The 13,639-nt window shown below is 64.2% G+C and carries 13 protein-coding genes and 1 pseudogene; 4 read left to right on the top strand and 10 right to left on the bottom strand.

The features are described from left to right. Positions 1 to 131: 131 nt before the first annotated feature. From AC0L2U_RS16230 to AC0L2U_RS16205, 6 genes and pseudogenes are all read right to left on the bottom strand, one after another. Positions 132 to 1,067 carry a nucleoside hydrolase gene (locus AC0L2U_RS16230; RefSeq protein ID WP_473602189.1) on the bottom strand — a complete coding sequence of 312 codons (936 nt, stop codon included), beginning with the start codon at positions 1,065 to 1,067 and terminating at the stop codon, positions 132 to 134. 8 nt (positions 1,068 to 1,075) lie between these two features. Further along, positions 1,076 to 2,091, bottom strand: a pseudogene (locus AC0L2U_RS16225) (nucleoside hydrolase). Positions 2,092 to 2,102: 11 nt separating this feature from the next. Beyond that, entirely contained in the window at positions 2,103 to 3,089 is a 987-nt protein-coding gene (locus AC0L2U_RS16220; RefSeq protein WP_473602188.1) for an ABC transporter permease, read from the bottom strand. Further along, complete coding sequence (locus tag AC0L2U_RS16215) at positions 3,077 to 4,117, bottom strand: ABC transporter permease (RefSeq protein WP_127319584.1); 1,041 nt, start codon at positions 4,115 to 4,117, stop codon at positions 3,077 to 3,079. The genes AC0L2U_RS16220 and AC0L2U_RS16215 overlap by 13 nt, the downstream gene beginning before the upstream one ends. Then, positions 4,114 to 5,643, bottom strand: a complete 1,530-nt coding sequence (locus tag AC0L2U_RS16210) for an ABC transporter ATP-binding protein (protein ID WP_127811243.1) — start codon at positions 5,641 to 5,643, stop codon at positions 4,114 to 4,116. Before AC0L2U_RS16210 ends, AC0L2U_RS16215 begins: the two co-directional genes overlap by 4 nt. Before the next feature lie 136 nt (positions 5,644 to 5,779). Beyond that, on the bottom strand, positions 5,780 to 6,784 hold the full coding sequence (locus AC0L2U_RS16205) for a BMP family lipoprotein (protein WP_127267638.1): 1,005 nt from the start codon (positions 6,782 to 6,784) through the stop codon (positions 5,780 to 5,782). Between the two features lie 255 nt (positions 6,785 to 7,039). Here AC0L2U_RS16205 and AC0L2U_RS16200 point away from each other — a divergent pair, with 255 nt between their 5' ends. After that, on the top strand, positions 7,040 to 7,624 hold the full coding sequence (locus AC0L2U_RS16200) for an amino acid synthesis family protein (RefSeq protein WP_023809103.1): 585 nt from the start codon (positions 7,040 to 7,042) through the stop codon (positions 7,622 to 7,624). Next, positions 7,621 to 8,205, top strand: a complete 585-nt coding sequence (locus AC0L2U_RS16195; protein WP_127329177.1) for an amino acid synthesis family protein — start codon at positions 7,621 to 7,623, stop codon at positions 8,203 to 8,205. The genes AC0L2U_RS16200 and AC0L2U_RS16195 overlap by 4 nt, the downstream gene beginning before the upstream one ends. Positions 8,206 to 8,208: 3 nt before the next feature. Here the strand turns inward: AC0L2U_RS16195 and AC0L2U_RS16190 are convergent, their stop codons facing one another. From AC0L2U_RS16190 to AC0L2U_RS16180, 3 genes are read right to left on the bottom strand one after another with little or no spacing between them, the layout of a single operon-like run. Beyond that, a complete protein-coding gene (locus AC0L2U_RS16190; protein WP_127399212.1) occupies positions 8,209 to 9,402 on the bottom strand; it encodes an amidohydrolase family protein in 1,194 nt (397 codons plus the stop codon). A 44-nt stretch (positions 9,403 to 9,446) separates the two neighbouring features. Further along, positions 9,447 to 9,989: a MarR family winged helix-turn-helix transcriptional regulator gene (locus tag AC0L2U_RS16185; RefSeq protein ID WP_127807798.1), complete on the bottom strand. Its 543-nt coding sequence runs from the start codon at positions 9,987 to 9,989 to the stop codon at positions 9,447 to 9,449. A 48-nt stretch (positions 9,990 to 10,037) separates the two neighbouring features. Beyond that, a complete protein-coding gene (locus AC0L2U_RS16180) occupies positions 10,038 to 10,682 on the bottom strand; it encodes a cysteine hydrolase family protein (protein WP_127399136.1) in 645 nt (214 codons plus the stop codon). Between the two features lie 232 nt (positions 10,683 to 10,914). Between AC0L2U_RS16180 and AC0L2U_RS16175 the strand changes: the two genes are divergently transcribed. Together AC0L2U_RS16175 and AC0L2U_RS16170 are read left to right on the top strand one after the other, a co-directional pair. Next, on the top strand, positions 10,915 to 11,769 hold the full coding sequence (locus tag AC0L2U_RS16175; RefSeq protein WP_292701817.1) for an NAD-dependent epimerase/dehydratase family protein: 855 nt from the start codon (positions 10,915 to 10,917) through the stop codon (positions 11,767 to 11,769). Continuing rightward, positions 11,766 to 12,572: an SDR family NAD(P)-dependent oxidoreductase gene (locus AC0L2U_RS16170; protein WP_127397087.1), complete on the top strand. Its 807-nt coding sequence runs from the start codon at positions 11,766 to 11,768 to the stop codon at positions 12,570 to 12,572. Before AC0L2U_RS16175 ends, AC0L2U_RS16170 begins: the two co-directional genes overlap by 4 nt. Here AC0L2U_RS16170 and AC0L2U_RS16165 read toward each other — a convergent pair. Then, entirely contained in the window at positions 12,569 to 13,639 is a 1,071-nt protein-coding gene (locus tag AC0L2U_RS16165) for a Gfo/Idh/MocA family oxidoreductase (RefSeq protein WP_127807796.1), read from the bottom strand. The genes AC0L2U_RS16170 and AC0L2U_RS16165 overlap by 4 nt on opposite strands.

Below are 13,639 nucleotides of genomic sequence, written 5' to 3'. Positions count from 1 at the left end.
CGAAAAACCCGCCTGTGCGGCGGGTCACGGCGCAAATCTGCACCATAGGCAAATATGTACCATAGCTGAGTGCAGCGAGTCAAGAAAAAATTCCTATCGTGAAGCGCTGCCAGGCGCAGCTTGCGTTCCGTTCAGTCCCGCAGCAGATCGAACATCAGCTTGAAGAAGCGGTCCGCGTCGACCTCATGGGCGATGCGGGCATTGTCCCTTTCGCCGCGCTCGCCCCAGTAATCGGCGATGGTCGCGCCGAAGGCGTAGGTGCCCGACAGATCGACGCCGATATGGGCAGGGCGCGTCCGCACCAATGTCGGGTCGATGGCCAGCGCCAGCGCCAAGGGATCGTGCATGGCGCCGCCGACGCCCATCGAGTTTCGGTGCAGCTTCTCGTAGAACAGCAGCCAGTCGTTGACGAGCCGGCCGAGCGGCGTGTCGATGGTGGCGAGTTCGGCATATTGCGGCGCCTCGACCAGCACCTGCATGGTGACGTCGAGGCCGACCATCAGGATCGGCACGCCGCTGTCCAGAACGATCCTCAGCGCTTCGGGGTCGCAGAACGCGTTGAACTCGGTCGGCGTGATGATCTCGCTCTTGCGGTAAAACACGCCGCCCATCCAGATCAGTTCCTTGATCTTGGGCAGCACGTCGCGATGCTTGAGGATCATCAGGCCGATATTGCTGAGCGGGCCGGTGGCGACGACCAGGATCGGTTCGGGCGCGGCGCGCAGTCTGTCGGCCAGGAAATCGACGGCATGCTGGTCGACCGGCTTGATCGTCGCCTGCGGCAGGTAGGGCGAGCCCTCGAGGCCGCTCGGGCCATCGGCGGTGCCGAGCACCAGCGGGCGCGCCAGCGGACGGTGGCAGCCCTGCGCGACAGGCACGTCGCCGGCGCCGATATACTCCAGGATGCGCAAGGCATTGGCGGTCGTCTTCTCGACCTCCGCATTGCCGCAGGTCGTGGTGACGCCGATGAGTTCGATGGCCGGCGAGCGATGCGCCATGACCAGCGCAATGGCGTCGTCGTGGCCGGGGTCGCAGTCGAACAGGATAGGAGTTGGCTTGGTCATCATGTCGTCTTTCAGGCCGCCCGCTCGTAGCGCGCTATGGTTTTCTTGAAGCCCTCGAGGAAACGCCGGCCGTCCAGGCCGGTGCAGATGCGGGTGGTCTTGGGCCCGCCGCCGGGCAGCAATTGCCGGCCGCGATAGGCGACGGTCTGGCCGCGCGCCAGCCTGCCGTCGAGCACGACGTCGGCGAACAGCGGCTCGGTCATCGTCGCCAGGCCCGGATCGAAAGCCAGCGCCACGGTGATCACGTCGTCCATCGGGAACCCGACGAGGTCGAAGAATTCGCGCCAGATGTCGATGTAGATCGGGAAGCTGTCGGCGATCATCTCCAGGACGGGATTGTCCCTCGCGACGGCCTGCATGTCGGCGATGTCGTCGCGTGTCAGCATCGAATCGGCGACGCGGTTGTCCTCGCAGATGTCGAGCGGCACGAGGATCTTCTCGACATCGGCGTTGAGCACGATGCGCGAAGCCTCCGGGTCGGCCCAGATGTTGTACTCCGACAGCGGCGTGATGTTGCCCGGCGTCTGGAAATTGCCGCCGAGCACGATCAGCCGCTTCAGTGCACCGGTCAATCGCGGCTCCTGCAACAGCGCCATCGCCGCGTTGGTCAGCGGGCGCCGGTGGTCACCAGCGTGATCTCGCCCGGATTGGCCATGACCGTGCCGATGATGAAATCGACCGCATGTCCCGACGTCGCCTGCCGCACCGGCGTCGGCGCCGGCGGGTTGAACTTCTTCAGGCGATCGCCGAAACGGGCAACGAGCCGTTTTTCGAAATGCACCGGCGCCTCCATGTCGGCCTTGGCGTTGCCGACGATCGGCCGCCACGCGCCGGCGTGAACCGGGATATCGTCACGCCCGGCGAGCGTCAGTGTGTTGAGGACGACGTTGGTGACCTGTTCGATCGGGCCGGCCGCACCGGTCACGGTGGTCACGCCCTCGAGCCGCAGCTTCGGATTGACCGCCGCAAACAGCACGGCGAGAATATCGTCGCCGGCCGAATCCACGTCGAGGATTATGCGTTCCATAGAGGCTTCCTTCACTGGGGATTTTTGCCGCCGGCTTCAGTGTTCTTGTCGACCGACAGCAGCTTGCGCATCGATTCCAGCGTCTCGGCGATGATCCTCGGACGCGCCCGGTAGGACAGCGCGAACAATGCGATCAGCGCGACGACATAGGGGACGGTGAGAACCAGGTAGGACGGATAGCCGAACGTCTGCAGGCGCAGCGAAAAAGCATCGGCGAAGCCGAACAGCAGGCAGCCGGCCAGCACTTTCAGCGGATCGCCATTGGAGAAGATCAGGATTGCCACCGCCATGAAACCACGGCCCGACGACATGTTTTCCGTGAACATGGTGATGTAGCCGAGTGACAGGTGAGCGCCGGCGAGGCCCGCCAGCAATCCGCAAAGCAGCGACGCGATGTAGCGGACGCGGGTGATCGAGACGCCAAGTGCCTCGGCGGCTTCCGGTTTTTCGCCGACGACGCGGATATAGAGGCCGAGCCGCGTCCTGGTATAGCAGACGACCAGCAGCGGCACCGCGATGAAGGCGACATAGACGAGCGGCGTGAAGCCGGAGATCAGCGGCGCCCACGAGCCGAGAAGGTCGCGGGCGCCGGGCAGCTGGACTTTCGGCAGGCCGACGATGCCGTGACCGACGATCGAGCCGCGCGTGCCGAAGATCGCTTTCATCAGCGAGATCGTCATGCCGCCGGCCAGGATGTTGAGCGCCAGCCCGACGACCACTTCATTGGCCTTGAAGCTCACCACCAGGACAGCAAAAACCAGGGCGAAGACGAGCGCCGCCGCGACGCCGCAGGCGACCCCCGCCAGCGCGGAACCGGTCCAGATCGACCCGAGGACGGCGAAGAAGGCGCCGATCAGCATCTGCCCCTCGAGGCCGATGTTGAAGATGCCGGCCTTGGTGGTGAACGAGCCGCCAAGCGCGACCAGAAGGATGGGCGCGGTGGTGCGAAGCGTCGCCGCGATCAGCGCGACGTTGATGAGCTTGTCTAGAATTTCCATCGCCGCTCCCCTGCCTGGCTGTCGCCACGCTTTCTCACCAGCACCTGGGCCGACACGCTGAGGATGATCAGCGCCTGGATCACGGTGATGATTTCGCGCGACGCGCTGGTGTCGACCTCGAGCAGCAGCGATCCGTTGCGCAGGGCGCCGAAGAACAGTGCGGTGAAGATGGTGGCGACCGGCGAGCCATTGGCGAGCAGGGCGGCGATCAGCCCGTCGAAGCCGAAACCGGGAGCAAATCCTTCCATGAAGCGGTGATGGACGCCGAGCGTCTCGACGCCGCCGGCCAGCCCGCCGACGGCCCCCGAAAGCAGCAGGACCAGGAAACCCTGCCGTTTCACGTTGACGCCGCCATATTCGGCGAATTTCGGCGCCGAACCGACCATCGTGACGCTGTACCCCCATTTGGTGTAGCGAAAGACAAGGGCTGCGCCGACCGCCAGCACCAGGCCAATGACCAGGCCCCAGTTCAACCGCGAAAAGGTGAAGATCTCCGGCAGATAGGATGTCGCCAGGATCGGCGGCGTCTCCGACCAGCCACCCGGCCGCTTGAACAGGAAGATGGTGAAATAGGACGTGAGCAGCACCGCCACGTAGTTCGACAGGATCGTCGAGACGACTTCGTTGGTGTTGTAGCGGGCGCGGAAGTAGGCGGGGATGGCGACCCAGGCCGCGCCTGCCACGACCGCGAGCGCCAGCGCGGCCAGCGTGTGAATGCCCGCGGGCAGGGGCATGGCAAAGCCGACCCACGCGGCGGCGAAGCCGCCGAGGAACAGCTGGCCCTCGATGCCGACGTTGAACATGCCGCCGCGCAGGCCGATGCAGGCGGCGACACCGCAGATCAGGATCGGCGTCGTCTGCAGCAAGGTCCCGGCGATCTTCTCCTGATCGCCGAAGGCGCCGCGCAACAGCGTCATGAACACACGCACCGGGCTTTCGCCGACCATGAGGATGATGATCGCGCCCATCAGCAGCGCCACGCCGATGGCGATCACCTGGCCGGAAACGGCACGCAAATGGTCTGTCATGATGCGGTCTCCGCGGCGAATTCCGGCGTGGCCACGCCTGCCATCATCATGCCGATGCGCTCCTCGTCGGCCTCGTCGCCGGCGACCTCGCCCATGATCCGCCCGTTGAACATCACCAGGATGCGGTCGGCAAGGGCGGCCAGTTCGTCGAGCTGCACGGAAATCAGCAGGATTGCGCGGCCGGCGGCGCGCTGGCGCATGATCTCGTCATGAATGGCCTCCTGGGCGCCGATGTCGACGCCGCGCGTCGGCTGGTCGATCAGCAGGAAATCGGCGCCGTTGGTGAATTCGCGCGCCAGAACGACCTTCTGGATGTTTCCCCCCGAAAGCCGCTTGACCGCATCGCCCGGTCCGCGCGCGCGAATATCGAAGCTCTTGATCAGCGTTTCGGCGTTTTGATTTATGGCATTCCAGTTGAGCATGCCGGCGCGGCTCCATGGGGCGCGGTGCTGGCGGCCCATCAGGGTGTTGGCTGCTATCGAAGCGTTGCGATCGACCCCGCGCACCATGCGGTCGCCTGGAACATGGGCGAGGCCTGCCTGGCGGATCGCGGCGGGGGAGAGCGCGGTGAGATTCCGGCCCTTCAGCCACGCCCCGCCATGGCTTGCCGGTCGCAAGCCCGAAAGCACTTCCGCCAGCTCCGTCTGTCCATTGCCGGCCACACCCGCGATCCCCACCACCTCGCCGGAGCGGACGGTGAAACTGGCATCGCGAAGAGCCGGCAACAGGCGATCGTCGCGCGCCCACAGATCCTTGACTTCGAGCACCACGTCGCCGTGCAGCGAAGCGCGCGGCCGGCGGTCGAAGCTCACCTCGCGGCCGACCATCATGTGCACCAACTCGTCCTTGCTGAGCTCGGCCGTCGGTCGGGTCGCCACCTTCCTGCCGTTGCGCAGCACCGTCACCGTGTCGGACACTTCCATCACCTCTTCCAGGTGGTGCGAAATGAAGATCACCGTCATGCCCTCGGCCACGAAGCTGCGCAGTGTCTGGAACAATTCACGGCTTTCCTGCGGCGTCAGCACGGCGGTCGGTTCATCGAGGATGATGGTGCGCGCGCCGCGCACCAGGACCTTAAGGATTTCGATGCGTTGCTCTATGCCGACCGAGAGCAGCCCGACGCGCTCGGTCGGATCGACCTGCAGGCCGAAGCGCTTCGACAGGTCGCGCGTGCGCGCAATTTGTGCGGCGTGGTCGATCAGCCCATGGCGACGGATTTCCATACCGAGAAAGACGTTGTCGGCAACCGAGAGCGAGGGAACCAGCTTGAAATGCTGGTGAACCATGCCGAGGCCGGCCTTTATCGCCACGGACGGGTCGGCGATCACGATCTCTTCACCGTTCAGCCGGATCGAGCCTTCGTCCGGTTGCAAGAGGCCGAACAGGATGTTCATCAGCGTCGTCTTGCCGGCACCGTTCTCGCCGATGATGGCGTGGATCTCGCCGCGGCGGACCGCAAGGTCGATGCCGTCATTGGCGACGAATGCGCCAAAACGCTTGGTGATGCCGGTCAACTCGACGGCCATTGCGGCATTGCTGTGGAGGGTCGGCGACCCCGGCGTGTTCGACAACGTGGCTCTCGCAGATTGGACACTGATCCGCCGCGGCAAGCCGCGGCGGATCAGTGTAGCGCTTTCTTGGGAGGGAGGCGCTGTTGTTGGCTTACTTCGCCTTGGCGATCACGATCTTGCCGTCGACGATGCCCTTTTTGATCTCGTCCAGCTTGGCGGTCACGTCAGCGGGGATCTTTGGGGCAATATCATCGCAGACCTTGACCTCGACACCGCCCGAGGCGAGGTCGAAAGTGCGGGTGCCGGCGGTGATCTTGCGGCCCTCGACCTCGTCCTTGATCAGCGTGTAGACGGCGATGTCGCCGCGCTTCAGCATGCTGGCGAGGACATTTCCGGGAGCCGAGCCGCACATGTCGATATCGACGCCGATCGAATATTTGTCGACTGCGGCACTTGCCTGCATCACGCCTTCACCCGTCGGGCCGGCGACGTTGTAGACAATGTCCGAGCCCTGGCCGTAAAGCGCCTGGGCAAGTTCGCTTCCCTTGGCCGGGTCGTCGAAGGTTCCGGCGAAGACGGAGTTTACCTTGACGTCGGGCGCGGCATATTTGGCGCCTTGCTCGTAGCCGCCCAGGAAGTTGCGGATCACCGGAATATCGCGGCCGCCGACAAAGCCGATCGCCTTGCCGTCGCCGATCTTGTCGAAGGCGGTGCCCTTGGCTTCGATCATGCCGGCAAGTGCACCGGCCACGAAGGATCCCTGCTCCTCGGCGAAATTGGCGTAGATCATCTTGGGGTTGTCGAGGACGCCATCGATGAACACGAAGCGCTGGTCGGGATATTCGGCGCTGACCTTTTGCAGCGAGTCCACCAGCTCCCAGCCCATCACGAAGATGAGGTCGTACTGCTTGCCCTTGGCAAGATTCTCGAACTGCTGCTGGTAGTCGAGCGCGCGATTGCCGGTGTCGACAAGCTTGAGGTCGATGCCGAAATCGGTCTTGGCCTTGTTGAGGCCGTTGACGATCGAAACGCCAAAACCCTGTGCAAAATATCCCGAGATGGCGGCCACGGAAACCTTGGCCTGTGCGGCGGCCGGTCCGAACGAAATGGCAAGCATCGTGCCGGCCAGAAATAAACTCTTGAGCGCCCTTTTCATGTCATTCCCCTTCAGCTTTTTTCAGCTTTTGAAGCCACGCTTTGACCATCCCCCACATGTCGCCGTAATAACGGCGAGTTCGTTGATGATCATATGAGTTTAGGAGCGGCTTAACAGGCTGTCAATCGTCATCCGATGCAGTTTTCTTGGCCCTTCGCCCACGTGCTCGACGTCTGCGCTTGACAAATGTCGACGGGCATAATTGTTGATACTCTAATGAGTTTTCATGAACGACGGGATGAAGGAAGCGAAACAATGCCGGCTGTGGTGGTCAGGAAATTTCTGGTTCAGGTCGAAGAGATATTCCATGAGGGCGGACCCCACGCGGCACGCCCGCTCAAGCGAGGCGCGGTCGTCGCGGTCATCGCCAACCCTTTTGCCGGACGCTATGTCGAGGAGATCACCGGCTTCATGGAAGACCTGAAGCCGCTCGGTCTCGATATGGCCCGGCGCCTGATCGACGCCATTGGTGAAGGCGGCCAGGCCATCGAAGGCTATGGCAAGGGTGCCATAGTCGGCGCCGCCGGCGAGCTTGAACATGGCGCGCTCTGGCACAATCCGGGCGGCTATGCGATGCGCGAACTGCTCGGCAATGCCAAGGCGATCGTGCCTTCGACCAAGAAGGTCGGCGGCCCCGGAACGCGCATCGACATCCCGATCACGCACATAAACGCCTCCTATGTGCGCAGCCATTTCGATGCGATCGAGATAGGCATTGCCGATGCGCCGCGCGGCGACGAAATGGCGGTCATCCTGGCGATGACCACCGGCGCACGCGTCCATGCACGGGTCGGCGGCCTTGCTGCCGCCGACATCAAGGGCGAGGACGGATTGCGATGAGCCCGGAAATTCGCCGCATCATCACCATCGTCGAGGAAACCCGGATCGAAGGCGGACGGCCCGTCGATCCGCCGACGCGGCGTGCCGCAGCCATTGCGGTGATCCGCAACCCCTATGCGGGTACCTATGTCGAGGACCTGTCGGCACTGAGCGCCATAGGCGAAGCCCTGGGCGATATCTTGCCCAGGCGCGCGGTCGCTGCTCTGGGCATTGCCGGCGACCGGGTCGAGAGCTTCGGCAAGGCCGCCGCCGTCGGCGCCGATGGCGAGCTCGAACATGCCGCCGCCATCCTTCATCCAAAGCTCGGCGCCCCGTTCCGCGATGTGCTTGGCAAGGGCGCCGCGCTCATTCCTTCATCGAAGAAGCGCGGCGGCCTCGGCGTGTCGCTCGATATTCCGCTCGGTCACAAGGATGCGGCGCGGGTGCGCAGCCATTTCGACGGCATGGAGGTTCGTGTTCCCGACGCACCGCGTGCCGACGAGATCGTCGTCGCTATCGCCGTCACCGATTCCGGCAGGCCGCACCCGCGCGTCGGCGGGCTGACCAAGGACAAGATTGTCGGGATTGACGGCGTCGGCTGACCGTCAGGCCGCCAGGATTTCCGGCACCCGGAGCGCCGGAGGCGTATTTCTGCTCCGGCCGGTCCGCACCACGCCGTCGATGACGACCATTCCAATGCCTGGAAGATTGCCGAGCGCCACGCTGTCGAGCAGCCCGTCGCCGGCGCCGCCGATCGCCTGGTCCATGAAGATCAGGTCGGCGGCGCGACCGACCTCGATCAAACCGCGATCGTCCAGTCTGCGCACGCGCGCCGTGTTGCCGCTGGCAAGACAGAACGCCACTTCCGGCGCGATGCCGCCCAGCGAAGCCAGCATGGTGAGCGTCCGCAGGATGCCGAGCGGCTGCACGCCGGATCCGGCCGGGCTGTCGGTGCCGAGGATGACGCGCGAAAGTTCGCCGCGCTGCCGTGCCAGGTCGAGCACGAACAGTCCGGTGCGCAAATTGCCGTTATGGACGATTTCAAGCGCCCTCGAGCCCTTCTCGCAGATCTGCCGTATTTCCGCGTCGGGCAGGGCGGTTGGCCCGCCATTGACGTGGGCGACAATGTCGGCGTCGACCTCCAGCACGACATCCGCGCCGATGCGGCCGGAGCCGGGCAGCGACGGGCCGCCCGTGTGGGTCATCGAGGTCATGCCGTATTTGCGCGCCCAGGCGATCATCTGCCGGCCGGTCGGCCCATCCTTGACGCCGCCAAGCCCGACCTCGCCGACAAGCGTCACGCCGGCCTCGGCGAGACTGCGGAAGTCTTCCTCGGTAAGGCCGGGTTCCAGGATCGGTGCCCCGGCCAGGATCTTCATGCCGTTCGGACGGAAGTTGGAGAAGGTGCGTTGGGCAGCGATCGCCAGCGCCTTCAGCCCGACCAGGTCGCGCGGTCGGCCCGGCGTGTGGACTTCCCCCGCCGAGATCATGGTGGTGACGCCGCCATGCACGGTCGAATCCATCCAGCCGATCTGGTTCTGCCGAGGCGTCCAGTCGCCGGCCACCGGATGGGCGTGGTTGTCGATAAGACCCGGCGCGACCGCGCAGCCCATCGCATCGATGACCGTCGCCGCGCTGCCGCCATCAATGTCGCCTGCCTTGCCAATGCCGGTGATACGTCCATCGGTCACGACGATGGTGTCGGCGTCGATGATCGGTTGTGCTAGATCGCCACTCAGCATGAGACCGATATTGCGGACGACGAGCGTGTTGGCAGACGACTGGAGGTCGGACGACATCGGTTCTCACTTTTGCTGTTATGGAAAAAAGGACTGGACGCAGCTTATTTGCCGCCGTCGCCATTCGATGGGTCGTCGTCGTTGATGCGCTGGAGCAGGCGAAGCAGCGTCGCCTGCTCGGCCGGTGAGAGCGGCGACAGGAACCGCCGCCCGACCTCGACGCTGCGTTCGAGCCGCTCCAGCGTATAGTCGGTCCCTTTGCTGGTCAGCGCGATCATCGTCAGGCGTTGGTCGGTTTCGGAGGCGCTGCGCGTGATCAGCCCGTGTTTGAGCAGTTTGCGCATGACGATGCTGATGGTCGATGGGTCCATCGCCGTCAGCCGGCCGAGATGGTTCTGCGAAACTTCGCCATGCTTGAGGATCGTGGCGAGCGCCGCGAATTGCGTTGGCGAAAGGTCTTCGCCGGCCATGACCTGCTGGAAGCGCAACGTCGCGCGCTGATGCGCCCGGCGGATGACGTGCGCCGGGTGGCGGTCCAGTTCATAGCCGGTCCCGGCGTACTGCTGCAGCACCTGCTCGCGGCTCAGGGGTGCATCGCCTCCCGGCGTTTCGCCTTTTTTGGATTGCGGTTTCTTTTCAGTCGTCACACCGGACTCCTATCGCCGCTGTCTTGGATGTCGCCGGCCGGAAAAAGCTCAAGCCGCAACCCTCGCTGGTTGAAGCGATGTCCCGTCGCGGAGGGCTGCGACGACATCAGCCGAATCGCTGATCACGCCGAAATGGGTCGCTATGTCATACAGCGAGCTTTCCTGCTCGCGTGGTCCCGTTGCCGCGCAGCAATCGCTTGGCACTACCACCTCATAGCCCTCGAAAAAGGCATCGTGGACGGTCGAGCGCACACAGATATTGGTGACCACGCCGAAGATGATCAACTGATCGATCTGCATGTCTTTCAGCGTCAGGTCGAGGTCGGTTTGGAAGAAGGCCGAGTAGCGCCGCTTGATCACATGGATCTCATCATCGCGGGCGCCGAGATCCTCGATGATCTCCGGCCCCCAGCTTCCGTCCAGGCAATGCGGCGTGCGCTTCAGCCATTCGCGCTCGCGTCGCATGCCCGGCCGGTGGCTGTCATGGACCCAGATCACCGGCACGCCGGCGGCGCGCGCGGCCTCGATCACGGCCAGTTGCGGCCCGACCAGCGTCTCGTACCCAGGCAGGACCATGGCCCCGCCGGGCTTGCAGAATTCATTGATCATATCGATGACGACAACGGCTGCACGGCGTGAATCGAGACGCACCGCGTCATCGTGCCGATGTGAGGAAAAACTGTCCACGGACATGGCGAGCTCCTTTGACCGATCGTTGATGCTCATACAAAAAACCCTAGTGGATGCCAAGTCAATCCCGTTCGACGCAAAGCGTGCTGGTCGGCCTTGCGCACCGCGCTCCGACAAGCGTATGCGCTATTTGTCCATCGCGAAATGGCCTTGACAACGCTTGTCAGGCATGTGCTCGATTTGTATGACCATCAATGATATTCAAGCCGCTTAATTGCGGAGCCGAGGTCGAGATATGAAAACCATCGTCACCGGAGCCAGTGGCCTGCTTGGCCGCCATGTGGCCGAGGCTCTGGTTGCGGCCGGCCACGATGTGCTTGGTGTCGATGCCGTAGTGCCGGGTGAGGTCGCATGGCGCCACGCAACCGCCGATTTGACCGATCTGGGGTCGACGCTGCAGCTGGTGCGCGATTGCGATGCGGTTGTGCATGTCGCGGCCATTCCGCGGCCGACCGGCCGGGCCGGCGGCGAGGTGTTCAAGACCAACATCGCGACCGCCTACAATGTGGTCGAGGCAGCTGCCATGGCCGGCGCCAGGCGCTTCGTCTATGCCTCGTCCTTCAGCGTTTTCGGCAATCCCTTTTTCGAGAAACCTGTTCGACCGCCCTATCTGCCGGTCGACCTGAACCATCCGGTCGGCGCGCAGGACCCGTACGGCCTGTCGAAATGGCTGGGCGAGGAAATCGTCGACGCGGCGGTGCGCCGCGGCGCCTTTTCGGCGGTCAGTATCCGCATGCCGTGGATCCAGACGCCGGGTTCTTTTTTCGAGGGCGTCGCGCCGCGCCGCGCCACTGCCGACAGTGCCCGTGACCTGTGGGCCTATCTTGATGGGCGCGACGCCGGTCAGGGCTTCCTGCGGGCGCTTGAATGGCAAGGCGACGGCCATCTGCGCGTCCTCCTCAGCGCCGCCGACACATTCATGGAAGAGGAAACCGAAGCGCTTTTGCGCCGGGTCTACCCTGATGTCCCCCTGTCACGGCCGATCGCCGGTTTCGGCGCCGTGCTCGACACGATCCATGCGCGCGAAACGATCGGCTTCGAGCCAAGCCATTCGTGGCGTTCCTATCCGAAGCCGGAGGCCGGACAATGAAACGGTTCGACAAACAGAATGTTCTCGTCACCGGCGGCGCGGGCGCGATCGGCAGCGCAGCGGTGCGGCGTTTCCTTGACGAAGGCGCACGGGTCGCCATTGTCGACCGCAATGGCGCGGCGGCGCAGCAACTGGCTCGCTCACTGGGTGAAAACGCCATTGCCATCGAAGCCGACGTCACCGACGAAGCGGATGTGCGGCGCGCCGTCGAGGCGATCGTTGAGACGTTCGGCGGCCTCGACGTGGTGTTCAACAATGCCGGCATTTCCGGCGTCGTCGCTCCCGTTCACGACCTGCCGGTCGAGGACTGGGATACGACCATCCGCATCAATCTGCGCGGCATCTTCCTCGTGCTGCAGGCTTCGCTTCGGGCGATGATCAAGGCCGGGACCGGTGGCTCGATCGTCAACATGGGCTCGTCCATGGCCGGTTGGGACGTCCTTTCGGGGGGAGCTGGCTATGTCGCTTCCAAACACGGCGTGGTCGGCCTGACGCGGGTCGCGGCGCTCGATGCCGCGCCCTATGGCATACGCGTCAATGCCATCTGCCCCGGCGTGATCGAGACGACGCTTGGCGTGCCGGCTTCCGGCGACGGCGAATTCAAGAGCAGCGTCCAGCATTTCGCCGACCGCATTCCGTTGCGCCGCATCGGCCAGCCGGACGATGTCGCGGCCGCCCTGGCTTTCCTGGCCTCCGACGAGGCGAAGCACGTCACAGGCGTGGATTGGCTGATCGACGGCGGCCAGACCTTGCAGAGCTGGGCCAACGCGCCGGCCGGCGGCGCGTTTCCGAAATTTCGCTAAAGTCTTTTCGGCGGCATTGCCTGGATGATCCGGACGGCAAGATCGAGATCGGCGAGCCCGCCCGAAAGCGGCGTGCGCGGCTTAACACCGGCAAGGATGCAATCGGCGAAATGCAGCCACTCGCGGCGGAACGACGTATCAGGAACGCCAGGCAGAACGCGTTCGGATGCAGCCTCGCCTGTCGTTTCACGTAGCCGGACAGTCGCCGAGGCATTGCGGAAATAGGGGTTCTGGAATTCGATCCGCACCTCGTCGCGCTCGCCATGCACATGGATCCACTCGTCCCACCATTCATACTGGGCAAGTGCCATGTCGAAGAGGCAAGGGACGCCGCCATAGTCGAGCACGGCCAGCAACTGGTTCGGGCCGGTCTGTTGCGCATGGACGACGCGGTCGGGCGTGCCGAAAGCACCGCGCATGACGGCAAGGTCGTGGCTGGCGAGGCTGAGCAGTACAAGATAGAGATCGCGATAGCCGGCATGGTCCACACCGAGCGCCGCCTCGATGCGCCGAGCGACCGTTTCGCGCCCCGCCGCCAACACATCGGCCGGCACGTCGGTGACCCTGGTCTGGGTGTAGAGTTGGCCATAACGGTCGAAGCGGCCCGCGAAATCGTGGACATGGATCGACTTCGGCCGGCCGATAGCGGCGATGCGCTCCAGCCCGGTCTCATAGCCGGGATCATAGAATTTCATGTAGCCGACAAGGGCGACGAGGCCGCTCCGCTCGGCCTGCTCGACAAGCGGGCGCGCCTCCTGCGGCGTGAAGGCAAGCGGCTTCTCGACGATCAGGTGTTTGCCGGCTCGGATTGCATCGGCGACCATCTCGCCATGATCGTAGGTGCAGATCACGACCGCATCGACATTCGGGTCGGCAAGCAGCGCGCGATGGTCGGTATATCTGGCAGTGACGCCATAATGTTCCGCGACCTTGTCGACCGTGCCGGGAGAGATGTCGCACAAGGCGGCGATGCGAAACGCCGGTAATTCCATGAGATAGGGCAAGTGCATCAGCTGGGCGATCTCGCCGCAGCCGATGACGCCGACGCCAATAACGCGATCCTGCAT

The sequence above is a fragment of the Mesorhizobium sp. WSM4808 genome, assembly GCF_055811675.1.
The sequence above is the reverse complement of the archived record's forward strand: the minus strand, read 5'-3'. Positions and strand labels throughout refer to the sequence as shown.

Excerpts from the sequence above, each read along its gene's own strand:
- AC0L2U_RS16230 (WP_473602189.1), bottom strand. The coding sequence starts at position 1,067 with ATGATGACCAAGCCAACTCCTATCCTGTTCGACTGCGACCCCGGCCAC.
- AC0L2U_RS16220 (WP_473602188.1), bottom strand. The coding sequence starts at position 3,089 with ATGGAAATTCTAGACAAGCTCATCAACGTCGCGCTGATCGCGGCGACG.
- AC0L2U_RS16215 (WP_127319584.1), bottom strand. The coding sequence starts at position 4,117 with ATGACAGACCATTTGCGTGCCGTTTCCGGCCAGGTGATCGCCATCGGC.
- AC0L2U_RS16210 (WP_127811243.1), bottom strand. The coding sequence starts at position 5,643 with ATGGCCGTCGAGTTGACCGGCATCACCAAGCGTTTTGGCGCATTCGTC.
- AC0L2U_RS16205 (WP_127267638.1), bottom strand. The coding sequence starts at position 6,784 with ATGAAAAGGGCGCTCAAGAGTTTATTTCTGGCCGGCACGATGCTTGCC.
- AC0L2U_RS16200 (WP_023809103.1), top strand. The coding sequence starts at position 7,040 with ATGCCGGCTGTGGTGGTCAGGAAATTTCTGGTTCAGGTCGAAGAGATA.
- AC0L2U_RS16195 (WP_127329177.1), top strand. The coding sequence starts at position 7,621 with ATGAGCCCGGAAATTCGCCGCATCATCACCATCGTCGAGGAAACCCGG.
- AC0L2U_RS16190 (WP_127399212.1), bottom strand. The coding sequence starts at position 9,402 with ATGTCGTCCGACCTCCAGTCGTCTGCCAACACGCTCGTCGTCCGCAAT.
- AC0L2U_RS16180 (WP_127399136.1), bottom strand. The coding sequence starts at position 10,682 with ATGTCCGTGGACAGTTTTTCCTCACATCGGCACGATGACGCGGTGCGT.
- AC0L2U_RS16175 (WP_292701817.1), top strand. The coding sequence starts at position 10,915 with ATGAAAACCATCGTCACCGGAGCCAGTGGCCTGCTTGGCCGCCATGTG.
- AC0L2U_RS16170 (WP_127397087.1), top strand. The coding sequence starts at position 11,766 with ATGAAACGGTTCGACAAACAGAATGTTCTCGTCACCGGCGGCGCGGGC.
- AC0L2U_RS16165 (WP_127807796.1), bottom strand. The coding sequence starts at position 13,639 with ATGCAGGATCGCGTTATTGGCGTCGGCGTCATCGGCTGCGGCGAGATC.